The organism is Mycobacterium heidelbergense (genome assembly GCF_010730745.1).
GTDB classification, from domain to species: Bacteria; Actinomycetota; Actinomycetes; order Mycobacteriales; family Mycobacteriaceae; genus Mycobacterium; species Mycobacterium heidelbergense.
Genome location: NZ_AP022615.1, coordinates 1,117,156 through 1,141,884, shown reverse-complemented (window position 1 = coordinate 1,141,884; position 24,729 = coordinate 1,117,156). Strand labels below are relative to the sequence as shown.

The 24,729-nt window shown below is 68.6% G+C and carries 27 protein-coding genes; 21 read left to right on the top strand and 6 right to left on the bottom strand.

The features are described 5' to 3' along the window. Positions 1-393 precede the first annotated feature (393 nt). The 12 genes from glmS (at position 394) to groL (ending at position 13,134) form a co-directional block, all read left to right on the top strand. Positions 394-2,271 carry a glutamine--fructose-6-phosphate transaminase (isomerizing) gene (glmS, locus tag G6N25_RS05360; RefSeq protein WP_083075048.1) on the top strand — a complete coding sequence of 626 codons (1,878 nt, stop codon included), beginning with the start codon at positions 394-396 and terminating at the stop codon, positions 2,269-2,271. A 12-nt stretch (positions 2,272-2,283) separates the two neighbouring features. After that, complete coding sequence (locus tag G6N25_RS05355) at positions 2,284-2,991, top strand: rhomboid-like protein (RefSeq protein WP_142272722.1); 708 nt, start codon at positions 2,284-2,286, stop codon at positions 2,989-2,991. 39 nt (positions 2,992-3,030) lie between these two features. Further along, positions 3,031-4,455, top strand: a complete 1,425-nt coding sequence (locus G6N25_RS05350) for an NAD(P)H-hydrate dehydratase (RefSeq protein ID WP_083075117.1) — start codon at positions 3,031-3,033, stop codon at positions 4,453-4,455. Positions 4,456-4,486: 31 nt separating this feature from the next. After that, positions 4,487-5,872, top strand: a complete 1,386-nt coding sequence (locus G6N25_RS05345; protein ID WP_083075050.1) for a glutamate decarboxylase — start codon at positions 4,487-4,489, stop codon at positions 5,870-5,872. 105 nt (positions 5,873-5,977) lie between these two features. Then, entirely contained in the window at positions 5,978-7,144 is a 1,167-nt protein-coding gene (alr, locus tag G6N25_RS05340; RefSeq protein WP_179961650.1) for an alanine racemase, read from the top strand. Positions 7,145-7,196: 52 nt separating this feature from the next. Then, a complete protein-coding gene (locus tag G6N25_RS05335) occupies positions 7,197-8,252 on the top strand; it encodes an alpha/beta fold hydrolase (protein ID WP_232065922.1) in 1,056 nt (351 codons plus the stop codon). After that, positions 8,239-8,709 (top strand): tRNA (adenosine(37)-N6)-threonylcarbamoyltransferase complex ATPase subunit type 1 TsaE, encoded by a 471-nt coding sequence (tsaE, locus tag G6N25_RS05330; RefSeq protein ID WP_083075056.1) that lies wholly within the window; start codon positions 8,239-8,241, stop codon positions 8,707-8,709. The genes G6N25_RS05335 and tsaE overlap by 14 nt, the downstream gene beginning before the upstream one ends. Continuing rightward, on the top strand, positions 8,706-9,326 hold the full coding sequence (gene tsaB / locus G6N25_RS05325) for a tRNA (adenosine(37)-N6)-threonylcarbamoyltransferase complex dimerization subunit type 1 TsaB (protein WP_083075058.1): 621 nt from the start codon (positions 8,706-8,708) through the stop codon (positions 9,324-9,326). The genes tsaE and tsaB overlap by 4 nt, the downstream gene beginning before the upstream one ends. Continuing rightward, the gene (rimI, locus tag G6N25_RS05320) at positions 9,323-9,790 is read left to right on the top strand and encodes a ribosomal protein S18-alanine N-acetyltransferase (RefSeq protein ID WP_083075060.1); all 468 of its coding nucleotides are present in this window, start codon (positions 9,323-9,325) and stop codon (positions 9,788-9,790) included. The genes tsaB and rimI overlap by 4 nt, the downstream gene beginning before the upstream one ends. Next, the gene (gene tsaD, locus G6N25_RS05315) at positions 9,787-10,818 is read left to right on the top strand and encodes a tRNA (adenosine(37)-N6)-threonylcarbamoyltransferase complex transferase subunit TsaD (RefSeq protein ID WP_083075062.1); all 1,032 of its coding nucleotides are present in this window, start codon (positions 9,787-9,789) and stop codon (positions 10,816-10,818) included. The genes rimI and tsaD overlap by 4 nt, the downstream gene beginning before the upstream one ends. Before the next feature lie 304 nt (positions 10,819-11,122). Beyond that, positions 11,123-11,425: a co-chaperone GroES gene (gene groES, locus G6N25_RS05310; protein WP_003873391.1), complete on the top strand. Its 303-nt coding sequence runs from the start codon at positions 11,123-11,125 to the stop codon at positions 11,423-11,425. A gap of 83 nt (positions 11,426-11,508) precedes the next feature. Next, complete coding sequence (groL, locus tag G6N25_RS05305) at positions 11,509-13,134, top strand: chaperonin GroEL (protein WP_083075064.1); 1,626 nt, start codon at positions 11,509-11,511, stop codon at positions 13,132-13,134. Between the two features lie 192 nt (positions 13,135-13,326). Here the strand turns inward: groL and G6N25_RS05300 are convergent, their stop codons facing one another. After that, positions 13,327-13,737 carry a PIN domain nuclease gene (locus G6N25_RS05300; protein WP_083075066.1) on the bottom strand — a complete coding sequence of 137 codons (411 nt, stop codon included), beginning with the start codon at positions 13,735-13,737 and terminating at the stop codon, positions 13,327-13,329. Then, positions 13,728-13,952 carry a type II toxin-antitoxin system VapB family antitoxin gene (vapB, locus tag G6N25_RS05295; protein ID WP_083075068.1) on the bottom strand — a complete coding sequence of 75 codons (225 nt, stop codon included), beginning with the start codon at positions 13,950-13,952 and terminating at the stop codon, positions 13,728-13,730. The genes G6N25_RS05300 and vapB overlap by 10 nt, the downstream gene beginning before the upstream one ends. Before the next feature lie 170 nt (positions 13,953-14,122). Between vapB and G6N25_RS05290 the strand changes: the two genes are divergently transcribed. The 4 genes from G6N25_RS05290 to G6N25_RS05275 all read left to right on the top strand — a co-directional run bounded on the left by G6N25_RS05290 (position 14,123) and on the right by G6N25_RS05275 (position 17,237). Further along, positions 14,123-14,395, top strand: coding sequence for a type II toxin-antitoxin system Phd/YefM family antitoxin (locus G6N25_RS05290; protein ID WP_083075070.1), 273 nt, complete (start codon positions 14,123-14,125; stop codon positions 14,393-14,395). Then, a complete protein-coding gene (locus G6N25_RS05285) occupies positions 14,392-14,643 on the top strand; it encodes a type II toxin-antitoxin system RelE family toxin (RefSeq protein ID WP_083075072.1) in 252 nt (83 codons plus the stop codon). The genes G6N25_RS05290 and G6N25_RS05285 overlap by 4 nt, the downstream gene beginning before the upstream one ends. A gap of 754 nt (positions 14,644-15,397) precedes the next feature. After that, complete coding sequence (locus G6N25_RS05280) at positions 15,398-15,859, top strand: hypothetical protein (RefSeq protein ID WP_142272723.1); 462 nt, start codon at positions 15,398-15,400, stop codon at positions 15,857-15,859. Positions 15,860-16,136: 277 nt separating this feature from the next. Continuing rightward, complete coding sequence (locus G6N25_RS05275; RefSeq protein ID WP_232065920.1) at positions 16,137-17,237, top strand: cytochrome P450; 1,101 nt, start codon at positions 16,137-16,139, stop codon at positions 17,235-17,237. On the opposite strand, the gene G6N25_RS05270 is transcribed toward G6N25_RS05275, so the two are convergent. The 3 genes from G6N25_RS05270 to G6N25_RS05260 form a co-directional block, all read right to left on the bottom strand. Next, positions 17,226-17,534 (bottom strand): helix-turn-helix domain-containing protein, encoded by a 309-nt coding sequence (locus G6N25_RS05270; RefSeq protein ID WP_083075077.1) that lies wholly within the window; start codon positions 17,532-17,534, stop codon positions 17,226-17,228. The two genes, G6N25_RS05275 and G6N25_RS05270, sit on opposite strands and share 12 nt — an antisense overlap. Further along, positions 17,531-17,944, bottom strand: coding sequence for a type II toxin-antitoxin system RelE/ParE family toxin (locus tag G6N25_RS05265; RefSeq protein WP_083075119.1), 414 nt, complete (start codon positions 17,942-17,944; stop codon positions 17,531-17,533). Before G6N25_RS05265 ends, G6N25_RS05270 begins: the two co-directional genes overlap by 4 nt. Positions 17,945-18,144: 200 nt before the next feature. Next, positions 18,145-18,441: a WhiB family transcriptional regulator gene (locus G6N25_RS05260; protein WP_083075079.1), complete on the bottom strand. Its 297-nt coding sequence runs from the start codon at positions 18,439-18,441 to the stop codon at positions 18,145-18,147. A gap of 390 nt (positions 18,442-18,831) precedes the next feature. Here G6N25_RS05260 and G6N25_RS05255 point away from each other — a divergent pair, with 390 nt between their 5' ends. The 3 genes from G6N25_RS05255 (at position 18,832) to G6N25_RS05245 (ending at position 21,067) form a co-directional block, all read left to right on the top strand. Beyond that, positions 18,832-19,620, top strand: a complete 789-nt coding sequence (locus tag G6N25_RS05255) for a hypothetical protein (RefSeq protein ID WP_083075081.1) — start codon at positions 18,832-18,834, stop codon at positions 19,618-19,620. Positions 19,621-19,701: 81 nt separating this feature from the next. Beyond that, the gene (locus G6N25_RS05250; RefSeq protein ID WP_083075083.1) at positions 19,702-20,277 is read left to right on the top strand and encodes a sigma-70 family RNA polymerase sigma factor; all 576 of its coding nucleotides are present in this window, start codon (positions 19,702-19,704) and stop codon (positions 20,275-20,277) included. Further along, positions 20,270-21,067 (top strand): anti-sigma-D factor RsdA, encoded by a 798-nt coding sequence (locus G6N25_RS05245; RefSeq protein ID WP_083075085.1) that lies wholly within the window; start codon positions 20,270-20,272, stop codon positions 21,065-21,067. The genes G6N25_RS05250 and G6N25_RS05245 overlap by 8 nt, the downstream gene beginning before the upstream one ends. Before the next feature lie 27 nt (positions 21,068-21,094). Here G6N25_RS05245 and G6N25_RS05240 read toward each other — a convergent pair whose 3' ends face one another. Continuing rightward, positions 21,095-21,505 (bottom strand): DUF5319 domain-containing protein, encoded by a 411-nt coding sequence (locus tag G6N25_RS05240; protein WP_083075087.1) that lies wholly within the window; start codon positions 21,503-21,505, stop codon positions 21,095-21,097. A 162-nt stretch (positions 21,506-21,667) separates the two neighbouring features. Here G6N25_RS05240 and guaB point away from each other — a divergent pair, with 162 nt between their 5' ends. Together guaB and G6N25_RS05230 are read left to right on the top strand one after the other, a co-directional pair. Further along, positions 21,668-23,266, top strand: coding sequence for an IMP dehydrogenase (gene guaB / locus G6N25_RS05235; protein WP_083075089.1), 1,599 nt, complete (start codon positions 21,668-21,670; stop codon positions 23,264-23,266). A gap of 14 nt (positions 23,267-23,280) precedes the next feature. Beyond that, positions 23,281-24,408 carry a GuaB3 family IMP dehydrogenase-related protein gene (locus G6N25_RS05230; RefSeq protein WP_083075121.1) on the top strand — a complete coding sequence of 376 codons (1,128 nt, stop codon included), beginning with the start codon at positions 23,281-23,283 and terminating at the stop codon, positions 24,406-24,408. Positions 24,409-24,729: the final 321 nt, after the last annotated feature.

Below are 24,729 nucleotides of genomic sequence, written 5' to 3'. Positions count from 1 at the left end.
CATTGATATCCGTAACGAACTTACGGCAAAGGACGCCAATACGAATTTGCGGCGATCCCGGTAAGCACCGAACCCGTTGTGCCGCAGCGCTATTAAAATGTCATCGTCGCCGGGAGCCGCGCGCGGTGGTAATCCTTCGTCGATCCCGGTGACTTCCCGCCCGTGGCTGCCAAACGTACCGATATTGCGAAGTTTAGGTGCGGGCTACCCCGGCGCGACGAAACATTCGAAAACGTCAGCAATACATCAGGTGAAAAGGGCTTCGGCTTTGTGAATGGCGTGTGAATTGACATCGATGCGGGCGCGAACGGCCTCGGTCGCCTCCTGACGGCATCGCCCCAGGTCAGCCGCGTGCGACCGGCGTCGGGTGGCGGCTGCACTACCCTGGTCAGAATGTGCGGAATTGTCGGCTACGTCGGCCGGGGCCCGGCGTGCGAGGTCGTCATGGACGCGCTGCGCAGGATGGAATATCGCGGCTACGACTCATCGGGGATCGCGCTGGTCGACGGCAGCGGCCCCCGCGGCAAACTCACCGTGCGTCGTCGCGCCGGCAGGCTGGCCAACCTGGAGGAGGCGGTGGCCGAAATGGCGCCCGCGGCGACGGCCGGCACCACCGGCCTCGGCCACACCCGCTGGGCCACCCACGGTCGTCCCACCGACCGCAACGCGCACCCGCACCGCGACGCCGCCGGCACGATCGCCGTCGTCCACAACGGCATCATCGAGAACTTCCCGGCGCTGCGCCACGAGCTGGAGGCCGCCGGCGTGGAGTTCGCCAGCGACACCGACACCGAGGTCGCGGTGCACCTGGTGGCGCAGGCCTACCGGCACGGCGAGACGGCGGGCGACTTCGCCGCGTCGGTGCTGGCGGTGCTGCGCCGGCTCGACGGCCACTTCACCCTGGTGTTCGCCAACGCCGACGAGCCGGGCACCATCGTCGCCGCCCGTCGCTCCACGCCGCTGGTGCTCGGGATCGGCGACGGCGAGATGTTCGTCGGCTCCGACGTCGCGGCGTTCATCACGCACACCCGCGACGCCGTCGAGCTCGGCCAGGACCAGGCCGTGGTGATCACCGCGGACGGCTACCGGATCACCGACTTCGACGGCAACGACGTGACCGCCACCGCCCGGCATTTCCACATCGACTGGGACCTGGCCGCCGCCGAAAAGGGCGGCTACGAGTACTTCATGCTCAAGGAGATCGCCGAGCAGCCCACCGCGGTGGCCGACACCCTGCTCGGGCACTTCGTCGACGGCCGGATCGTCCTCGACGAACAGCGCCTGTCCGATCAGGAACTGCGCGAGATCGACAAGGTGTTTGTGGTCGCCTGCGGCACCGCCTATCACTCCGGGCTGCTCGCGAAGTACGCGATCGAGCACTGGACGCGGCTGCCGGTGGAAGTGGAGCTGGCCAGCGAATTCCGTTACCGGGACCCGGTTTTGGACCGCAGCACGCTGGTGGTCGCCATCTCGCAGTCCGGTGAGACCGCGGACACCCTGGAGGCGGTCCGGCACGCCAAGGAGCAGAAGGCCAAGGTGCTGGCCATCTGCAACACCAACGGCTCGCAGATCCCGCGCGAGTGCGACGCGGTGCTCTACACCCGCGCCGGCCCGGAGATCGGCGTCGCCTCCACCAAGACCTTCCTGGCGCAGATCGCCGCCAACTACCTCGTCGGCCTGGCGCTGGCGCAGGCCCGCGGCACCAAATACCCCGACGAGGTCGAGCGCGAGTACCGCGAGCTGGAAGCGATGCCGGACCTGGTGGCCCGGGTGCTCGCGACGATCGAACCGGTGGCGGCCCTGGCGCATCGGTTCGCCCAATCGTCGACGGTGCTGTTCCTGGGTCGCCACGTCGGCTACCCGGTGGCGCTGGAGGGCGCGCTGAAACTCAAGGAACTGGCCTACATGCACGCCGAGGGGTTCGCCGCCGGCGAGCTCAAACACGGCCCCATCGCGCTGGTCGACGACGGCCTGCCGATCATCGTGGTGATGCCCTCGCCCAAGGGGTCGGCCACGCTGCACGCCAAGCTGCTGTCCAACATCCGGGAGATCCAGACCCGCGGCGCGGTGACCATCGTGATCGCCGAGGAGGGCGACGACACCGTGCGCCCCTACGCCGATCACCTGATCGAAATCCCTTCGGTGTCAACACTTTTGCAGCCGCTGCTGTCGACCATCCCGCTTCAGGTGTTCGCGGCGTCGGTGGCGCAGGCCCGCGGTTACGATGTCGACAAGCCGCGGAACCTGGCCAAGTCCGTCACCGTCGAATAGAGGGTGATCATCGTGGCGCACGCATCGGTGGGGACACGGCTGCGGGGCATGTGGCTCACGATGTGGCGTTTCGTCACCGGCGCGCCGCTGACCTACACGTGGCTGGTGGCGCTGCTGATCACGACGATCATCCAGAACGAACTGCCCGGGCGGCAATTGCACTGGGTGCTGCTGCACCGCTCCACCAACATTCACGCGTTGGCGACGGACCCGCTCGGTGTGCTGTTCTCCAGCCTGCTGTGGATCGACGGGAGGAACCTGGAACCGTACCTGCTGCTGTTCACCCTGTTTCTCGCGCCGGCCGAACACTGGCTTGGCCACCTGCGTTGGCTCACCGTGGGATTGACCGCCCACATCCTCGCCACCTATATCAGCGAGGGCATCCTCTACTTCGCGATCGAGGAACACCAGGCCTCGGAACGGATGGTGCACGCCCGCGACATCGGGGTCAGCTATTTCCTCGTCGGGGTGATGGCCGTGCTGACCTATCACATCGCGCGGCCCTGGCGCTGGGGCTATCTCGGGGTGCTGCTGATCATCTTCGGTTTCCCGCTGATCACGATGGACCGCGTCGAGCTGAACTTCACCGCGATCGGGCACTTCGCCTCGATCCTCATCGGGCTCTGCTTCTATCCGATGGCGCGCGAGCGCAGGCGCCCGCCGCTGAATCCGGCGAAACTCAAGACCGCCTTCCGGCGCGTCGGCCCTCGGCGGGCGTAGCCTCCGCGCCGTCCAGTCGGGCATGGAATGCTTGCGTCGATGCGGCATTACTACCCTGTAGACGCGATCCGCGACGCCGAGGCGCCGCTGCTGGCCAGCCTTCCCGACGGTGCCCTGATGCGCCGCGCGGCCTTCGGGCTGGCCACCGAGATCATCGCGGAGCTGACCGCCCGCACGGGCGGGGTCGCCGGCCGCCGGGTGTGCGCGGTCGTCGGCTCGGGCGACAACGGCGGCGACGCGCTGTGGGCGGCGACCTTCCTGCGCCGTCGCGGCGCGGCCGCGGACGCGGTGCTGCTCAACCCGGACCACACCCACCGCAAGGGGCTCGCGGCGTTCCGCAAGGCCGGCGGCCGCGTCGTGGAGAAGGTCTCGGCCACAACCGATCTCGTCATCGACGGGGTGGTCGGCATCTCCGGCTCGGGCCCGCTGCGACCGGCGGCGGCCGAGGTGTTCGCCGCGTTGAAAGGGACGAGCGCCGCGCCGGTGGTGGCCGTCGACATCCCCAGCGGTATCGACGTGGCGACCGGCGCGATCACCGGCCCCGCGGTGCACGCCGCCCTGACCGTCACCTTCGGCGGGCTCAAGCCCGTGCACGCGCTCGCCGACTGCGGCCGCGTCGAGCTGATCGACATCGGGCTGCACCTGCCGCCCACCGACCTGCTGGGTTTCGAGGCCGCCGACGTGGCCGCGCGCTGGCCCGTGCCCGGCCCCCGCGACGACAAGTACACCCAGGGCGTGACGGGGGTGATGGCCGGCTCGTCGACGTATCCGGGTGCGGCGGTGCTGTGCACCGGCGCCGCCGTCGCGGCGACCTCCGGCATGGTCCGCTACGCCGGCAGCGCGCACCGCGAGGTGCTGGCGCGGTGGCCCGAGGTGATCGCGGCGCCCACCCCGGCGGCGGCCGGGCGGGTGCAGGCCTGGGTCGTCGGGCCCGGGCTGGGCACCGACGAGACGGGGGCCGCGGCGCTGTGGTTCGCGCTGGACACCGACCTTCCGGTGATCGTCGACGCCGACGGGCTGACCATCCTGGCGGCCCACCCCGAGCTCGTCGTCAACCGTGACGCGCCGACGGTGCTGACCCCGCACGCCGGTGAGTTCGCGCGGCTGGCCGGACATCCGCCCGGGGACGATCGCGTCGGCGCCTGCCGCGCGCTGGCCGGCACGTTCGGCGCCACCGTGCTGCTCAAGGGGAACGTGACCGTCATCGCCGACCCCGGCGGCCCGGTCTACCTCAATCCCGCCGGGCAGTCCTGGGCGGCCACCGCGGGCTCCGGCGACGTGCTGTCCGGGATGATCGGCGCGCTGCTGGCGTCGGGATTGCCGGCGGCCGAGGCGGCCGCGGCCGCGGCCTTCGTGCACGCGCGCGCCGCGGCCCTGTCCGCCGCCGACCCGGGCCCCGGAGAAGTGCCGACGTCGTCGTCGCGAATGGTCCCGCACATCCGGGCCGCCCTGGCAGCCCTGTAGCCCGCATCACGACCTAACGAAAGGATCCGCCGTGTCCCGCAGTCATCCGTCCGTGCCGGCGCACTCGATCGCCCCCGCCTACACGACCCGCATGTTCACCGCGCCGGTGCCCGCGCTGCGGCTGCCCGAGGAGTCGATGGATCCCGACGCCGCCTATCGGTTCATCCACGACGAGCTGATGCTCGACGGCAGTTCGCGGCTGAACCTGGCCACGTTCGTCACCACCTGGATGGACCCCGAGGCCGGGAAGCTGATGGCCGAGACGTTCGACAAGAACATGATCGACAAGGACGAATACCCGGCGACCGCGGCCATCGAGCAGCGCTGCGTCTGCATGGTGGCCGACCTGTTCCACGCCGAACACCTGAAAGACGACGACCCCGCCAGCGCGTGCGGGGTGTCCACCATCGGCTCCAGCGAGGCGGTGATGCTGGGCGGGCTGGCGCTGAAATGGCGGTGGCGCCAAAAGGTCGGTAAGGACTGGAAGGGCCGCACCCCGAACCTGGTGATGGGCTCCAACGTCCAGGTGGTGTGGGAGAAGTTCTGCCGCTACTTCGACGTCGAACCGCGCTACCTGCCGATGGAGGAGGGACGCTACGTCATCACCCCCGAGCAGGTGATCGACGCCGTCGACGAGGACACCATCGGGGTGGTGGCGATCCTCGGCACCACCTACACCGGTGAGCTCGAACCCATCGCCGAGATCTGCGCGGCGCTGGACAAGTTGGCGGCCGACGGGGGCGTGGACGTCCCAGTACACGTCGACGCCGCCAGCGGCGGCTTCGTGGTGCCGTTCCTGCACCCGGAGCTGAAGTGGGATTTCCGGCTGCCCCGAGTGGTGTCGATCAACGTTAGCGGCCACAAGTACGGGCTGACCTACCCCGGCGTCGGGTTCGTGGTGTGGCGCAGCAAGGAGCACCTGCCCGAGGACCTGGTGTTCCACGTCAACTACCTCGGCGGCGACATGCCGACCTTCACGCTGAACTTTTCCCGCCCCGGCAACCAGGTGGTCGGCCAGTACTACAACTTCCTGCGGCTGGGCCGCGACGGCTACACCAAGGTCATGCAGAGCCTGTCGTCGACAGCGCGCTGGCTGGGCGAGCAGCTGCGCGACGGCGACCACTGCGAGCTGATCTCGGACGGTTCGGCGATCCCGGTGGTCAGCTTCCGGCTGGCCCGCGACCGTGGCTACACCGAGTTCGACGTCTCCCACGAGCTGCGGGGCTACGGGTGGCAGGTGCCCGCCTACACCATGCCCGACAACGCCACCCACGTCTCGGTGCTGCGCATCGTGGTCCGCGAGGGGCTCTCCGCCGACCTGGCCCGGGCGCTGCACGACGACGCCCGCACCGCGCTGGCCTCGCTGGACAAGCTCAGGCCCGGCGGGCACTACGACGCCCAGCATTTTGCGCATTAGCGCTTTTGCCGCCGCGAGACTGTAACTGGCGACACAAATCGCGAGTGGCGGCGTCGCTAGTTACAGTTTCGCGGCGCGTTTTGGGTTTCTGGGACAATGGCGGCCGTGGCAGTTAGGCCGATATCCCTGACGCCGGGTGTTCACGCCGAGGCCTCGGTGGACCTGGGCGCGATCGCGCACAACGTCCGGGTGCTGCGCGAGCATGCCGGCAGCGCGCCGGTGATGGCCGTCGTCAAGGCCGACGGCTACGGCCACGGGGCCACCCGGGTCGCGCGGGCGGCGTTGGCCGCGGGAGCGGCCGAACTGGGCGTCGCCACCGTCGACGAGGCGCTGGCGCTGCGCGCCGACGGAATCACCGCGCCGATCCTGGCGTGGCTGCATCCGCCCGGCATCGACTTCGGGCCCGCGCTGCTGGCCGACGTGGAGATCGCCGTGTCCTCGGTGCGCCAGCTCGACGAGCTGCTGGACGCGGTGCGCCGGACCGGACGGACGGCTCCGGTCACCGTCAAGGTCGACACGGGGCTGAACCGCAACGGCGTCGCCCCGGCGGACTATCCGGCGATGCTGACCGCGCTGCGCCTCGCCGTCGCCGAGGACGCGATCCGGTTGCGGGGGCTGATGTCGCACATGGTGCATGCCGACCAGCCCGACAATCCCGTCAATGACGTTCAGGCCCAACGGTTTACCGGCATGTTGGCGCAGGCGCGCGACCGGGGGCTGCGGTTCGAGGTTGCGCACCTGGCGAATTCGTCGGCCACCATGTCGCGCCCCGACCTGGCCTTCGACCTGGTGCGGCCCGGCATCGCGGTGTATGGCCTCAGCCCCGTTCCCCAGCTCGGCGACATGGGGTTGATTCCGGCGATGACGGTGAAATGTCCTGTTGCGTTGGTGAAGTCGATTCGCGCCGGCGAGAGCGTGTCCTATGGCCATACCTGGACGGCGCACCGCGACACCAGCCTGGCGCTGCTGCCGATCGGCTACGCGGACGGCGTGTTCCGGGCGCTGGGCGGGCGGCTGGAGGTGCTGATCAACGGCAGGCGGCGACCCGGTGTCGGGCGGATCTGCATGGACCAGTTCCTCGTCGACCTGGGGCCCGGACGGCCCGACGTGGCCGAGGGCGACGAGGCGATCCTGTTCGGGCCCGGCGCCGGCGGCGAACCCACCGCGCAGGACTGGGCCGACCTGCTGGGCACCATCCACTACGAAGTGGTCACCAGCCCCCGGGGGCGGATCGGCAGAACCTACCGCGAGGCGCAAACCGTTGAGCCGTGACACAACCCGCGGGCGCCAGAGCGGCAGGGCCTGGCTTGCGGGGGGCGCCGGGCTGACCGCCGTCGCCACCATCGTCGGGGCGTCCGCCCGCCGGTCCGTGACCCAGCGCGCCACCGTCGAAGACCCTTACGCCGATGAGGATTTCGGCGCGCTGGACCGCGACCGCAGTTACGTGGTGACCACCCCCGACGGCGTGCCGTTGGCGGTCCGCGAAGCCGGTCCGGTGGACGCGCGGGTGACCATGGTCTTCGTCCATGGATTCTGTCTGCGCATGGGCGCCTTCCATTTTCAGCGGACCCGGCTCCCCGATCGGCTGGGTCGGAGCGTCCGGATGATCTTCTACGACCAGCGCGGGCACGGGCGGTCCGGCGAAGGCGCGCCCGAGACCTACACGCTCACCCAGCTGGGCCAGGACCTGGAAAGCGTGCTGAAGGAGGTCACCCCCCGCGGCGTCATCGTGCTGGTCGGCCATTCGATGGGCGGCATGACCGTCTTGTCGCACGCCCGCCAATTCCCCGACCGCTACGGCGACCGGATCGTCGGCGCCGCATTGATTTCCTCCGCCGCCGAAGGGGTGACGCGCTCGCCGCTGGGTGAGATCGTGAAAAACCCTGCGCTGGAGGCGATCCGGTTCACGGCCCGGTCGGCGCCCAAGCTGATGCACCGCGGCCGCAACGTGTCTCGTTCCCTGATCGGGCCCATCCTGCGGGCGGCCTCCTTCAGCGACATGCAGGTCAGCCGGAGCCTGGACGCGTTCTCCCAGCGGATGATGAACGGCACCCCGATCCCGACCATGGTGGGCTTCCTGGACGCCTTAGAGCACCACGACGAAACCGCCGGGCTGTGGACGTTGCTGAAGGTGCCGACGCTGGTCGCCTGCGGCGACCACGACCTGCTCACCCCGGACGAATACTCGCGGAAGATGGCGGCCTCGCTGCCGCTCTCCGAGCTGGTCATCGTCGGCGGGGCCAGCCACCTGGCGCTGCTGGACAAGCCCGACGCCATCAACGACGGGCTGGTCCGGCTGGTGAACCGGGCCGTTCCGGGCGCAATGGCCCTGTGGTACCGGCGATTCCGGGAAAGGTTGCGCCGCCGTGGCCAGGGCTGAGACGCGGGGAACCGCCACGCTCGAACGCGTCGAGGACACCGTCGCGCTGGGGTCGCGCTTGGGTGAGCGGCTGCGGGCCGGCGACGTGGTGGTGCTCTCCGGTCCGCTCGGCGCGGGGAAGACCGTGCTGGCCAAGGGAATTGCCGCGGTGATGGGCGTCGACGGCCCGGTCACGTCGCCGTCCTACGTGCTGGCGCGGGTGCATCCGGCGCGGCGGCCCGGCGCGCCGGCGATGATCCACGTCGACATGTACCGGCTGCTGGACCATCACGGTGCCGACCTGCTGGGTGAGCTCGATTCGCTGGACCTCGACACCGATCTCGACGACGCGGTCGTCGTGGTGGAGTGGGGCGAGGGCCTCGCCGAGCGCCTCTCCGAGCGGCACCTCGCCGTCCGCCTGGAGCGCGTCAGCCACTCCGACGTGCGGATCGCGACGTGGGAGTGGGGGCACCCGTGAATCTCGTTCTCGCCCTGGACACCTCAACCCCGGCCGTCACGGCGGGCGTCGTTCGGCTGCCCGATCAGGTGCTGGCCGAACGGGTCACCCTCGACGCCCGCGCGCACGCCGAGCGGCTCACTCCCAACGTGCTGGCCGCGCTGGCCGATGCCGCGCTGACGATGGCCGATCTCGACGCCGTCGTGGTGGGCTGCGGCCCGGGCCCGTTCACCGGTCTGCGGGTCGGGATGGCGAGCGCCGCCGCGTACGGGCACGCGCTGGGCATCCCCGTGCACGGCGTGTGCAGCCTGGACGCCATCGGGGTGCAAACCACCGGCGACGTCCTGGTGGTCACCGACGCCCGCCGGCGCGAGGTCTACTGGGCCCGCTACCGCGGCGGGGTCCGCACCGGCGGACCGGGAGTGAACGCCCCGGCCGACGTCGACCCCGGCGCGGCCCGGGCGGTCGCCGGCTCGCCCGAGCACGCGGCGCTGTTCGGCCTGCCGGTATGCGAGCCGGTCCACCCGACGCCGGCCGGACTGGTTGCCGCGGTGTCCGATTGGTCAGAGCAACCCGCGCCGCTGGTGGCGCTGTATCTGCGCCGGCCCGACGCCAAGCCCCTGGCGGCGCGCCGATGACCGCCCCCAGCGAGCCCGTGACCGTCGGCGCGTTGACACAAGCCGACGCGCAAAGGTGCGCGGAGCTGGAGGCATTGCTGTTCGACGGCGACGACCCCTGGCCCGCCGTGGCGTTCCACCGCGAGCTGGCGAGCACGCACAACCGCTACGTCGGCGCGCGCGCCGGCGGCGCGCTGGTCGGGTACGCGGGCATCTCCAGGTTGGGCCGCACGCCGCCGTTCGAGTACGAGGTGCACACCATCGGCGTCGACCCGGCGTATCAGGGCCGGGGCATCGGCCGCCGGCTGCTCGGCGAGCTGCTGGCCTTCGCCGACGGCGGCGTGGTCTACCTGGAGGTCCGCACCGACAACGAGGCGGCCATCGCCCTGTACCGCAGCGTCGGCTTCGAGCGGATCGGCCTGCGCCGGCGCTACTACCGGGCCAGCGGCGCCGACGCGTACACGATGCGGCGGGAGGCGCAGTGACCACAATCCTGGCCATCGAAAGCTCTTGCGACGAAACGGGAGTCGGTATCGCGCGCTTGGACGAGGACGGCGCCGTCACCCTGCTGGCCGACGAGGTGGCCTCCAGCGTCGACGAACACGTCCGCTTCGGCGGCGTCGTCCCCGAGATCGCCTCGCGGGCCCACCTCGAGGCGCTCGGACCCACCATGCGGCGCGCGCTGGCGGCCGCCGGCCTGACCAAGCCGGACATCGTCGCCGCGACCATCGGCCCCGGCCTGGCCGGCGCGTTGTTGGTGGGAGTCGCCGCGGCCAAGGCGTATTCGGCCGCTTGGGGGGTGCCGTTCTACGCGGTGAACCACCTGGGCGGGCACCTGGCCGCCGACGTGTACGAGCACGGGCCGCTGCCCGAGTGCGTTGCGCTGCTGGTGTCGGGCGGACACACCCACCTGCTGCACGTACGTTCGCTCGGGCAGCCGATCGTCGAACTCGGCAGCACCGTCGACGACGCCGCCGGCGAGGCCTACGACAAGGTCGCGCGGCTGCTGGGGCTGGGCTACCCGGGCGGCAAGGTGCTCGACGACCTGGCCCGCACCTGCGGCCGAGAGGCCGCGGAGATCCCCGCGTTCCCCCGCGGCATGACGGGCCCCGCCGACGACCCGTGCGCGTTCAGCTTCTCCGGGCTCAAGACCGCCGTGGCGCGGTATGTGGAAAGCCACCCCGACGCGGGCACGGCTGACATCGCCGCCGGCTTCCAGGAGGCCGTCGCCGACGTGCTGACCATGAAGGCGGTGCGCGCGGCGACCGCGCTCGGCGTTTCCACACTGCTGATCGCCGGGGGAGTGGCCGCGAACTCGCGGCTGCGGGAGCTGGCCACCCAGCGCTGCGCGGCGGCGGGCCTGGCGCTGCGGATCCCGCGGCCCCGGCTGTGCACCGACAACGGCGCCATGATCGCGTCGTTCGCCGCGCACCTCGTGGCCGCGGGGGCGCCACCGTCGCCGCTGGACGTGCCCAGCGACCCCGGCCTGCCGGTGCTGAAAGGCCAGGTTTAGGTCTATCAACCGCCGCGAGCGTGCGTGTCTGTGCATGGCGCGCCGCGGAAATGCGTCCAACTGTGCACGTTCGCGGCAGGAATAGGGCAGGAATAGGGCAGGAATAGGGCAGGAATAGGGGAAGCAGGGAGGCGGCCTTGAGTGCTAGCACTCGCATGTATAGAGTGCTAGGTGGCAATCGACCAAGCCCTGTGTCGGCACCCGCGACGACGGCGCGAGGGCACGGATGGATGCCGGATTAACTGATAATTCGGACGGTTCGGGGCTGGCCCGGACCCGATCTAACTAGTGGAGGGCTCCAATCGTGGCGAAGGTGAACATCAAGCCACTCGAGGACAAGATTCTCGTGCAGGCCAACGAGGCCGAGACCACGACCGCGTCCGGTCTGGTCATTCCTGACACCGCCAAGGAGAAGCCGCAGGAAGGCACCGTCGTCGCAGTCGGCCCCGGCCGGTGGGACGACGACGGCGCGAAGCGGATTCCGCTGGACGTGTCGGAGGGTGACACCGTCATCTACAGCAAGTACGGCGGCACCGAGATCAAGTACAACGGCGAGGAGTACCTGATCCTGTCCGCGCGCGACGTGCTGGCTGTCGTATCCAAGTAAGGACCGTGTTCCGCCCCGGCGATCCCCGCGCGCTAACCGCGGGTGATTTCCGGGGCGGCACGCGTTCGGCGTGAAGGAGCCTGATGAGCAAGATCATTGAGTACGACGAAACCGCACGCCGCGCGATGGAGGCGGGCGTGAACAAGCTCGCCGACGCGGTGCGGGTGACGCTGGGGCCGCGCGGCCGGCACGTGGTGCTGGCCAAGGCATTCGGCGGACCGGCCGTGACCAACGACGGCGTCACCGTCGCGCGCGAGATCGACCTGGAAGACCCGTTCGAGAACCTGGGCGCCCAGCTGGTGAAGTCGGTGGCCACCAAGACCAACGACGTCGCCGGCGACGGCACCACCACGGCGACGGTGCTGGCACAGGCGCTGGTCAAGGACGGCCTGCGCATGGTTGCCGCCGGCGTGAACCCCATCGCGCTGGGCATCGGAATCGGCAAGGCCGGCGACGCGGTGTCCGAGGCGTTGCTCGCGTCGGCCACCCCGGTGTCTGGCAAGGACGCGATCGCCCAGGTGGCCACCGTGTCGTCGCGCGACCGGCACATCGGTGAGCTGGTCGGCGAGGCGATGGCCAAGGTGGGTGCCGACGGCGTGGTCAGCGTGGAGGAATCCTCGACGCTGAGCACCGAGCTGGAGTTCACCGAGGGCGTCGGCTTCGACAAGGGTTTCCTGTCGGCGTATTTCGTGACCGACTTCGACTCCCAGGAAGCCGTGCTCGACGACCCGGTGATCCTGTTGCACCAGGAGAAGATCAGCTCGCTGCCCGACCTGCTGCCCATGCTCGAGAAGGTCGCCGAATCGGGCAAACCGCTGCTGATCATCGCCGAGGACATCGAGGGCGAGGCCCTGGCGACGCTCGTCGTCAACTCCATTCGCAAGACGCTCAAGGCGGTCGCGGTCAAGGCGCCGTTCTTCGGCGACCGGCGCAAGGCGTTCCTCGATGACCTGGCGGTGGTCACCGGCGGCCAGGTGATCAACCCCGACGCCGGCCTGGTGCTGCGCGAGGTGGGCACCGACGTGCTGGGCTCGGCCCGCCGCGTGGTGGTCAGCAAGGACGACACCATCATCGTCGATGGCGGCGGCTCCAAGGACGCGGTCGAAGCCCGCATCAAGCAGCTGCGCGCCGAGATCGAGAAGAGCGACTCGGACTGGGACCGCGAGAAGCTGCAGGAACGGCTGGCCAAGCTGGCCGGCGGGGTGGCCGTCATCAAGGTGGGTGCCGCCACCGAGACCGCGCTCAAGGAACGCAAGGAAAGCGTCGAGGACGCCGTCGCGGCCGCCAAGGCCGCCGTCGAGGAGGGCATCGTCGCGGGCGGCGGATCGGCGCTCATCCAGGCCCGTAAGGCGCTGAAGGAACTGCGTGCGTCGCTTAGCGGCGACGAGGCGGTCGGCGTCGACGTGTTCTCCGAGGCGTTGGCGGCCCCGCTGTACTGGATCGCCACCAACGCCGGGCTGGACGGCGCCGTCGCGGTCAACAAGGTCAGGGAGCTGCCCGCCGGGCAGGGGCTGAACGCGGAGACGCTGCGCTACGGCGACCTGGTCGGTGAGGGAGTCATCGACCCGGTGAAGGTGACGCGGTCCGCGGTGGTCAATGCGGCGTCGGTGGCTCGCATGGTGCTCACCACCGAGACGGCGATCGTGGACAAGCCGGCCGAGGAGGCGGACGACCACGGCCACGGCCACGGTCATCACCACCATCACTGAGTTCGCGCATCAACCGAAGCGTCCCCGGTCCCGCGGCCGGGGACGCTTCGTCTCTGGGGTTTCACGGCCGCGCTCTTATGTGCCTTAATGCTCGTCGCGGCCCAGTAAAGACCGCAGGCCCTCGAGCAGTGTGATGGCGTCAGCGGGGTCGCCGGTGACCAGGAAGCGGAATGGGCCCGACTGAGGACGGCCTCATAAACGTAGGCGCTCGATCGGTTGCCCGGTGATATCTGCTATCAGATCAAAGTCCTTGTCCAGAGCCAAGACTGTCAGATTAGCGACCTCGGCGGTGGCCGCAATCAGCAGATCAGGAATCGATGGTGCACGGTGCTGGCCACGGTCGGCGAGGAGCAATTGAACCGCGATCGCACGCTCCTCGGCCGCAGGTGTCAGATACTCCAAGGGCATCAAAGTAAGCGGCGGTGAGGCCGATTCTTCGCGCGCTTGCACAGCACTCCGAAACGAGTAGGCAATTTCAAGTCGTGTGATGGTGCTGATCCGAACCAGACCGCGTTCGATTCGATCTACCCACATCTGGGCATCGATGGATGCTGCAAGGCGGGTGTAGGCCGACTTGTCGATGAGCCACGAGGTTACCGCCACGCAGACTCCATTACCTGTCCATCGTCAAGATCCTTGGCGGCCTCGGCAGCCCGACGGAGATCCTCGACGGTGAGTTTGCTGTCCGGACCGGCGGATCGTTCAGACTCAAATCTGCGGCGAAGGTATTCATTGCGCGACACCCCCTGGGAAGCCGCGTCGGCGTCGATGCGGGCCACAGCGGCATCGGACAATCCCCGAATGAGTACATCTGCCATGCATACCTCCCGATATCGTTGATATCAGTCTATCGTCGCGGTGGCTGTCTCCCAACAATCCATCCCACGCCGCCACCAGGCCGGAGCCCTGCCGATCGCAGTGGCCGAGTCCCGGGCTCATGAATTCAGGACCGCTGCAACGTTCTTGAGCCTGTGTAACATCTGTGCACATGAGTACTCATAGTCTGCGGGATCTCCGCGGGAGCCTGGGAGCGGTTGTGCGGGCGGTGGCCGCGACAGGCGAAGAAGCCATCATCACCGACAGTGGTACCGAGGTCGCGGTGATCATCAGCTTGGCCGACTATGAGCGGCTGCACGAGCACGCTGACGTCGTCGATGCGCTCCGGCTGCGTGAGCTACGGGTCAACTCGTTTCGTGCCATGCCTCTCGCAGAGATGCTCGATGCGCTTGGTGTCGACGCGGACGCGTTCGCGGCCGGATGAAGGTCTCTTTTCACCCCGACGTACTCAAGCAGTTGCAGCGGCTTCCGCGTGCCGAGTTGGAAACGGCTCTGCAGGTGGTCATCGGTCTGTCCCACGACCCGCCGCCCGTCAAGGCCAAGAAACTCGTTGGCAGTCACGCTGATTGGCGTGTGCGCTTCGGACAGTATCGGGTGGTGTACTCCATCGACGATGGCGCCGGTGAGGTGACGGTGTTCAACGTGGCCAAGCGCAGCGACGCCTATCGGTGACGCATTCGGCCCCGTCGAATCGGCGGACCGTTGTCGGAACCATGGCGCATCCGGCGGGCCAACCACGCACGCGCAACTACGTCGAGGTCCGCAACGGGTCGCCGCACACGCGGCTGACAAGCGCGACGGTAAACGATGGCCCCCTTCTCGTGAAGGGGGCCATCGCCGTTGGCGAAATCACACCGGCACGTTGAGGGTGGATTGAACTGCCTGTTGTGAGCGGATCGAGACGCTCACATCATGGCTTTGTTGGCATCCGGCAACCACGCCGTGTCACGCTACTCTAGGCTGCCAATAAATTATTTTTCTAGGGCCGCCTATTTCGCCCAATTCGGGTAATAGTCTCCCGTGTGCTTCAAGCAGATTTGCTGCTAATACATATCGTCGAAGTTAATTGTCTATTTTGTTGCCACGATTCGCTCAATGTAATACACAGGTACGCCCAGCCACGCGTTCCATGCCCGGCCAGCTGAGCAAGAGCCTCGCCCCGCCCGTCGCCCTCGATCGACCGCGAATCGAAGCTGTCACCGGCGGGTGCGACCTGCCAACCCACGATCCTGCGACTGAAAGCATCGGCCGCAGATTGGTCGTCGTTCCTTCCCCTCGAGGGTGTCCACGAGCGGTTGCCGGCTTGCCCCCTGCGGCCCGCACCCACTGCACGTACGCCATCCGCGGCAACGCACGCCAGACTTTGATCGTTTTCACAGCTCGCCGGGGTTGCCGCCCAAGGCTGGTGTTGTACAGTCGCGCCACTGTGGATCCTCGGCGCGCTGGTACGACTCGGCGATGGCAGCTGACCGTCGCAATCGTCGCCGCGCTGAGCCTGTTTGTCGCCCTGATCGCAGGGTCCTCGTTGCGTCCCCAGTTCGCCGCGGCCGCACTGCCGGAGCCGGCGGCATGGACCCATGCAACCCACGGCGTCCAAGCGGATGCCAGCCAGGTGCGACGTCATGCTGCCGTCCAACTCGTCAGCCATCTGGGCCATGGCTTTTCACCGGCTTCTGCACCGACGGATAAGAAGCCGTTCCACAGCACGTGGATGACGCGCGATCTGCCCGTCAGTTGGGCCCATTTGTCACCTCAATCGGGCTGGTCGGCGCTGCCGGCGTCGTTTGCCGCACCAGAGTTTCAGCCGGCCGGCGCCCACCGGGTCGCATCCGCGGCCGCCCCTGCCAACCGAGATACGTCGACCCAGCTCTGCGTCATCCGCTGCTGATAGGCCGGCGGCGCGCTGTCGTGCCGTCCGACCCGGCCCTGTGAGGCCGACGCGCTCGTGCTGAATCGCCCGCAGCTGTAGCGGGCCACGCCGTCCGACCAGAAAACACGACGCCCACCGCGTCGGTCTATTTCCCCACGTCTGTCTTCGAAGAAGAGTCACGATGAATTTTGGTGTGCGAGAAGCTAACTCAGGTCTAACCCACGCGGGTGGCGGTGTCGGCGAAAGTACGCCGGGCACGTTTCACCTGCCGCGGCTGGAGCATTCCGCGTTGCCGATGGCCGCCGATCGAGGTGCCGGATGGAAGGCGTTGCGGGACGCCGGGCCGGTCGTGTTCATGAACGGCGCCTACTACCTGACCCGCCGCGAGGACGTGCTGGCGGCCCTATGCCAACCCAAGCTCTTCTCGGCACAACTGGCGCTCCAGCCTCCCGGCAGCCCGGTGCCGGTGTTGCCCTCGGCGTTCGACCCTCCCGAGCACACCCGCTACCGCAAGGTCCTGCAGCCGCACTTCAGCCCGCAGGCACTGGCGAAATCCCGGCCGGTGATGCAGCGCCACGCCACTGACATGATCGCCGCCCTTGCCGGCCGAAACGGGTGCGAGGCGATGGCGGACTTCGCGCGCCTGTACCCCTATGGGGTGTTCATGGACCTCTACGGGCTGCCACAGGAGGACCGAGACAGCGTGATCGCCTGGAAGGACGCCGCGGTGGACGGCAAGCCCGAAGGTAACGCGCTGTTGGCGTATTTCGCCGACGCTATTCAACGACGCCGGCAGAGCCCGGGCTCTGACATGTTGTCGCAGGTGATGGCCGATCCGGGTGACCTGAGCGACCTCGAGCTGCTCGGCATGAGCCACCTGCTGATCCTGTCCGGCCTGGACACGGTAGCCGCGGCGATCGGTTTCTCACTCTATGAATTGGCCCGTAGGCCGCGGCTGCGCCAAGAGCTTCGCGAGAAACCGGAGCAGACCAGGGTTTTCATCGAAGAGATCGTCCGGCTTGAGCCGTCGGCGCCGCTGGCGGCCCGGGTGACCACCGACTTCGTCAACGTCGGCGGCATGACGCTTCCGCCCGGCACACCGGTGCGGTTGTGCACGGCCGCGATCAACCGCGACGGCACCGACGCGATCTCCACCGACAACCTGGTCATGGATGGAAAGATGCACCGGCACTGGGGATTTGGCGGCGGAGTGCACCGCTGCCTGGGTTCCCACCTGGCGCGGATCGAACTGACCATCATTGTCGACGAGTGGCTCAGGCAGATCCCCGACTTCGAACTGCCGCAGGGCTACACCCCCGAGATCAAGTTCCCGTCGAAGAGTTTCGCGCTCAAGTCGCTGCCACTGAGCTGGGTCGGGATGCAGCTAGAGACTTAGGAGGACCCGTGAACCGTCCGGACGCTTCACGGAGACCTCCAGTTCACCGCCCGTCGCCTCAACGTACCTACGGAGAGTGTCCACACGACTAGTGCCCAGCTCGCCGTGCTCCATCTGGGAGACACGGTTCTGGCCAACGCCAATAGCCGCAGCGAGGGTCGTCTGCGTGAAGCCAGCGGCCTCGCGCAGTTCACGGAGACGATACTGGGTGACTTCGCGGTCCATCTCGGCCTTGATCGCGTCAATACGGGTCCGGTTGCCCGGGCGACGACGGCGCATATCGTCGAGATTGGTCATCGTTTCTTCCCCTTCCTTGCCTTCGGATTCATGGCTTTGGTTGCTTCGGCTTCCTCCCTATGCAGACCCTTCTGATGGGCAGTGAACAGGTCGTCGGCGATGGGGATGTGCTTGGCATACCACTTGGACCAATTCCCCGCCTTGTCTCCAGCGATCAGCATGATTGCCCGCGATCTGATATCGAAGGCGAACAGCACACGAATGTAGGCTCCGGCCTTCGTGGCGCGCGGACGAAGCTCTTTCATGTTCGGATGCTTTGACCCCTCGATGGTGTCCACGAACGGTCGCCGGGTTACTGGGCCGTGTTCCTCCAACTGCTCCAGCGCTGCTATCAAGTTGTCGTATTCGTCGTCGTCGAGCGCGTCCATCCAGGCTTCGATGAGGGTCAGATCGACCTCCCATTTCCGCATGTAGCACATGTTATCATGTTTAACTGATATCAGCTAAACATGATTCTGGGGCCGACCCCGAAGGCCCCGGCAGGCCTCGGCGGACGGGTTAAACCAGGCACCGCCGAGACCCCGGTTATCGACAAGGCCGCCAAGGCAGAAGGGCACCGCTCAGCACACGATGTCCGCTATCGCGATTTCGCTCAGCTGGATGCGCGCGATCAGGCCGACCGGCGGCGGCCGACGTCGCCCTTCAGCAGCAACTCGCGCTCGGCTTCCGACAGGCCGCCCCAGACGCCGTACGGCTCACCGACTTCCAGCGCATGGGAACGGCACTCCGCGATCACCGGGCAGTGCCGGCACATCTCCTTCGCGCGTTGCTCGCGCTGCATGCGGGCGCGGCCACGCTCGCCGTCCGGGTGGAAAAACATCGACGAGTCAACACCGCGGCACAGGCCTTGCAGTTGCCAGTTCCAGATGTCGGCGTTGGGCCCGGGTAGCTGCTCCGGCTGTGGCATTGGATCGTTCCCTCTCTGCACGGCACGCCCAGATGGTCAGGTTCGCGAAGCGTCCGAATAACGATTGTGCAACTGATTTTGGGGTGGCGTCACCGATGACTACCCGTCAACCGTAGAACTTAGGGGCGACGGCGAATTTCCGTCAATAGCCACTTAGCCCGGCAAAATATATAAGCGTTGTAGCAGAATTAACTCACCGTTCATCTAGGACCCATTTGCCGACCAAGGACCCTGCTACCAGGCACTTGACCGAACCGAGATTTCCCAGCTCAGGACCCGAGGAAGTGGAGACAGCAATTAGTACACGGTCGATTGTGATTAACAGTTCGGTAACGCAGACACCACGAAGTGTTTACTACTATCACCGTGATTGAAACTAGCCGCACGTCGATGATTCAGCGAAAGTTGGTCGCCGCCGCCTTCGGGGACCAACCCGGCAGCTGGCCGCTGCCCGCCGCGACCACGCCACAGCAACTCTGGTTGCGCGCCGTCGCCGCGGGCGGGCAGGGCCGCTACGGCAGCGCCTACCGCGACCTGGACACGCTGCGACGCGGCCTGCCGTCGCCCGAGTTGCTCTCGTTGGCCCACAGCACGCGGGGATCGTTTCTGCGCCAGCTCGGCTGGCACACGTTGGCGCGGGGGTGGGACGGGCGCGCCCTGACGCTGGCCGGCGCGGATCCCGAAGCCTGCGCTGACGCGCTGATCGGACTGGCGGCCGACGCGCTGGGCGTCGGCCGCTTCGCCGCCGCGGCAACGTTGTTGGCTCGGGTGGACACGCGGCCCGGCGTGGTGCCGGACCGGCTGCCGGTGCGCCGCGGGTGGGTGGCCGCCGAGCTGGCGATGGCCTCCGGCGACGGTGAATCGGCCGTGCGGCACGCCGAGGAGGCCGTCGAGCTGTCGCGGGCGATGGGACAGCCGTCGGCCCGGCATCGGGTCAAAAGCGACGTCGTGCTGGCCGCGGCCCTGTGCAGCGCCGGCGACGTCGACCGCGCCCGCACGGTCGCGGAGGCGGCGTTGGACGCCACCGGCTGCCTGGGCCTGATACCGCTCCGCTGGGCGCTGGCCTGCTTGCTGATCGACATCGAAAGTGTCACATTTTCGGCCCAAAAGCTGCTGGAAATTCGAGATGTCTGCGCAGGCCAGGTGCGGCGCGCCGGGGGCGCGTGGCGTTCCGCTTGAATCGGCCTTCCGACCGTTATTGTCAGTTCGTTAGTTAGCCCGCGATGTGTCCCATTCGTAACGTTGGAGCTACCGCCGTCGATGACAATGCAAGGGGAACGTCTCGACGCTGTGGTTGCGGAGGCCGTGGCGGGAGACCGGAACGCACTGCGGGAGGTGCTGGAGACCATCCGTCCGATTGTCGTGCGATATTGCCGAGCGCGAGTCGGCACGGTCGACCGGGGTGGCCTGTCAGCAGACGACGTGGCTCAGGAGGTGTGCTTGGCCACCATTACGGCACTGCCGCGTTACCGGGAGCGGGGGCGCCCCTTCCTGGCGTTCCTGTACGGCATCGCGGCCCACAAGGTCGCCGACGCCCATCGGGCGGCCGGCCGTGACCGCGCCTATCCCGCCGAGACGGTTCCGGAGCGCTGGTCGCCCGACGCGGGCCCGGAGCAGCGGGCGCTCGAAGCCGACTCGGTGAGCCGCATGAACGAATTGCTCGAGATCCTGCCCGCCAAGCAGCGCGAGATCCTGATCCTGCGTGTGGTCGTCGGCCTGTCCGCCGAGGAGACCGCCGCCGCCGTCGGCGCCACCCCCGGAGCGGTCCGCGTGGCCCAGCACCGGGCGCTGTCCCGGCTCAAGTCCGAAATCGTCGCGGCAGGTGACTATGCCTGATCCCGGTTATGCGCTGCCGGACCAACCGGCCCTGGACGAGTTGGCCCGCACCGATCTGCTCATCAACGCGCTCGCCGACCGCCGGCCGGTCGATCTGGACGACTTCAACGACCCCAATTTCGAAGCGCTGGCCGTCCTGCTGGAGGACTGGCGCGACGACCTGCGATGGCCGCCGGCCAGTGCGCTGGTGTCGCCGGAGGAGGCCGTCGAGGCGCTGCGCACCGGAATAGCCGAGCGCCGGCACGCGCGCCGCGGCATGGCGACGATCGGATCGGTCGCCGCGACGCTGTTGGTGCTGAGCGGGTTCGGCGCCATGGTGGTCGAGGCCCGTCCCGGGGATGCGCTGTACGGCCTGCACGCGATGTTCTTCGACCAGCCGCGGGTCAACGACGGTCAGATCACGTTGTCCGCCAAGGCCGAGCTGGCGAAGGTTCAGCAAATGATCGACCAGGGCCAATGGATCGAGGCCCAAAATCAGCTGGCCGAGGTCAGCAGCGCCGTGCAGTCGATGAACGACGGGGCCAGCCGGAACGCCCTGATGGACGAGGTGGACCTGCTGAATGCGAGGATCGAATCGCGCAACCCGAACGCGACGCTGCCGGCGTCCGCGACGAGGCCGCCGAGCGCTCCGGTCGACTCGACCACCCCGACCAGCAAACCGCCGACGGTGGCCAGCACGACGACACCGAGCGCGTCGCCCAGCCCGTCACCGAGCCCATCTTCCGGCCGGCATCGCCACCACGGGCACACGACCACGCCGCCCCCGCAGGCACCGGACGACTCACCCTAAGGCGAGTCGGTCAGGCGGGGCCGGGCGTTAGCGGCGGTGAAATCCGTCGGCGTCCGACGTCGCTTCGTTGAGCGACGCGTCGGCGTAGCCCCGGCAGTAATCCCAGGTGACGTAGGAATCGGGTTCGGGGTCGTAGGCGGGCTCGTGCGGGCGGACGGTGCCGTCGATGAGTAGCTGTAGCAGGTTGGCCCGCAACATGTCCCAGTCGTGGTAGTGGTCTTGCTGGCACTCGTCGCAGCACACCACGAGTCCGCGAATTCCCTTGTGCGCCAACAGGGTCTCGTAAACGGCCAGGTCGGCCAGGTCAGCCTCGACCGCCATCCGCTCCTGCTGATCCAAAGGTTGGCCCGGCTCGACGGCATCCAGCGCCGCCGACGGATCGCAGGGGTCATCGGCGAACGGGTCGGGCGGCAAACCCGGTGGGAGGTGGTCACGCACGCCTCTAGCCTACGCAGGGGGCCCGTCATAGCGCCAGCAGGTGGCTACCCGCCGTTTCCGTATCGTGTCGGGCCCGCGGCACGCCCGAGCAGGCGACTCCGGGGGGCGGGCGAGCCGATAGGATGGGCTTCTCACTCCGCATGCGTATGGAGGGCCTCACCGATGACCCGTGGCATGTCCCACCTCGAAGACAGCTCCGCCCTGGTCGCCAGTCCGTACGTGCGCGAGGCGCATATTGGGCGCTTGGCCGACGACCCGGTGCCGACCGGGGGCGACGACCCGCACAAGGTGGCGATGCTGGGGCTGACGTTCGACGACGTGCTGCTGCTGCCCGCGGCGTCCGACGTGGTGCCCGCCACGGCGGACACCTCCAGCCAGCTCACCCGCAAGATCCGGCTCAAGGTGCCGCTGGTCAGCTCGGCGATGGACACCGTCACCGAGTCGCGGATGGCCATCGCGATGGCCCGCGCGGGCGGCATGGGCGTGCTGCACCGCAACCTTCCCGTCGCCGAACAGGCCGCCCAGGTGGAGATGGTGAAGCGCTCGGAGGCCGGCATGGTCACCGACCCGGTCACCTGCCGCCCGGACAACACCCTGGCCCAGGTCGACGCGCTGTGCGCGAAGTTCCGGATCTCCGGGCTGCCGGTGGTCGACGACTCCGGCGCGCTGGTCGGCATCATCACCAACCGCGACATGCGCTTCGAGGTCGACCAGACCAAGCCCGTGGCCGAGGTGATGACCAAGGCCCCGCTGATCACCGCCCAGGAGGGCGTGAGCGCCGACGCGGCGCTGGGGCTGTTGCGGCGCAACAAGATTGAGAAGCTGCCCATCGTCGACGGCCACGGCCGGCTGACCGGGCTGATCACCGTCAAGGACTTCGTCAAGACCGAACAACACCCGCTGGCCACCAAGGACAGCGACGGCCGGCTGCTGGTCGGCGCCGCCGTGGGCGTCGGCGGCGACGCCTGGGTGCGCGCGATGATGCTGGTGGACGCCGGGGTCGACGTGCTGATCGTCGACACCGCGCACGCCCACAACCGGCTGGTCCTCGACATGGTCGGCAAACTCAAGGCCGAGGTCGGCGACCGCGTCGAGGTGATCGGCGGCAACGTGGCGACCAGGGCGGCCGCCGCCGCCCTGATCGACGCCGGCGCCGACGCGGTGAAGGTCGGCGTGGGACCGGGATCGATCTGCACGACGCGCGTCGTGGCCGGCGTCGGCGCGCCCCAGATCACCGCGATCCTGGAAGCGGTAGCGGCCTGCCGTCCGCATGGCGTGCCGGTGATCGCCGACGGCGGGCTGCAGTACTCCGGCGACATCGCCAAGGCGCTGGCCGCGGGCGCGTCGACGGCCATGCTGGGCTCGCTGCTGGCCGGCACCGCCGAGGCGCCCGGCGAGCTGATCTTCGTCAACGGCAAGCAGTTCAAGAGCTACCGCGGCATGGGGTCGCTGGGCGCCATGCAGGGTAGGGGCGGGGGCAAGTCGTATTCGAAGGACCGCTACTTCGCCGACGATGCTTTGAGCGAGGACAAGCTGGTGCCCGAGGGCATCGAGGGCCGGGTGCCGTTCCGCGGACCGCTGTCGTCGGTGATCCACCAGCTGACCGGCGGGTTGCGGGCCGCGATGGGCTACACCGGCTCGCCCACCATCGAGGTGCTCCAACATGCGCAGTTCGTCCGGATCACGGCGGCCGGCCTCAAGGAGAGCCACCCGCACGACGTCGCCATGACCGTCGAAGCACCCAACTACTACGCGCGGTGAACAGCGAACTGGCCATGGTCGAGATCGGGATGGGCCGCGCCGCCCGTCGCACCTACGAACTCAGCGAAATCAGCATCGTCCCGTCGCGGCGCACCCGCTCGTCGCAGGACGTGTCGACGGCGTGGCAGCTCGACGCCTACCGCTTCGAGATCCCGGTGCTGGCGCACCCGACCGATGCGCTGGTGTCGCCGGAGTTCGCGATCGAGCTCGGCCGGCTCGGCGGGCTGGGCGTGCTCAACGGCGAGGGGCTGATCGGCCGGCATGCCGACGTCGAGGCCAAGATTGCGCAGTTGCTCGAGGCCGCCGAGAAGGAGCCCGAGCCCTCCGCGGCGATCCGGCTGCTGCAGGAGCTGCACGCGGCGCCGCTGGACCCCGACCTGCTGGGCTCGGCGGTGGCGCGCATCCGCGAGGCGGGGGTGACCACCGCGGTGCGGGTCAGCCCGCAGAACGCCCGGGCGCTGACGCCGGTGCTGGTGGCGGCCGGCGTCGACCTGCTGGTCGTGCAGGGCACGATCGTCTCGGCCGAGCGGGTGGCCAGCGACGGTGAGCCGCTGAACCTCAAGACCTTCATTGCCGAGCTCGACATTCCCGTCGTGGCCGGCGGTGTGCTCGACCACCGCACCGCGCTGCACCTGATGCGCACCGGCGCGGCCGGGGTCATCGTCGGCTACGGCTCCACCCGGGGGGTGACCACCAGCGACGAGGTGCTGGGCATCAGCGTGCCGATGGCCACCGCGATCGCCGACGCCGCGGCCGCGCGCCGCGAATACCTCGACGAGACCGGCGGCCGGTACGTGCACGTGCTGGCCGACGGCGACATCCACACCTCCGGCGAGCTGGCCAAGGCCATCGCCTGCGGCGCCGACGCGGTGGTGCTGGGCACGCCGCTGGCCGAATCCGCCGAGGCGCTCGGGGGCGGGTGGTTCTGGCCGGCCGCGGCGGCGCACCCGTCGTTGCCGCGCGGGGCGCTGCTGCAGATCGCCGTCGGTGAGCGCCCGCCGCTGGAGCGGGTGCTGGGCGGCCCGTCCGACGACCCGTTCGGCACGCTGAACCTGGTCGGCGGCCTGCGCCGGTCGATGGCCAAGGCCGGCTATTGCGACCTCAAGGAGTTCCAGAAGGTCGGCCTGACAGTCGGGAGCTGATTCTCGCCGTCTCTCGCCGCCTCGCGCGGCTTCTCGCCGCCGAGCGTCACGCTAGCGTGGCAAACAACTGCCCGTCGGCCCGTCATGATCGTCAAGTTGAGCAGCTGTGTTGGTGGCCCCCCGCTCACATATTGGCTCTACGGGTACTACGTCGTTGCAGGACACTTTCGTCAAGGGCGACCGGTGAGCGGCTGGACGTGGGTGCTGCCTGGCCGAGCAGGTTGAACTAACCACCGACGGTCGTTTCGAGCTGGGCGGCGACGGTTTGCCGCAGAGCCTGGAAAAGGGCCTGCTGATCCGTTGGAGCGAAGTCAGGTACCT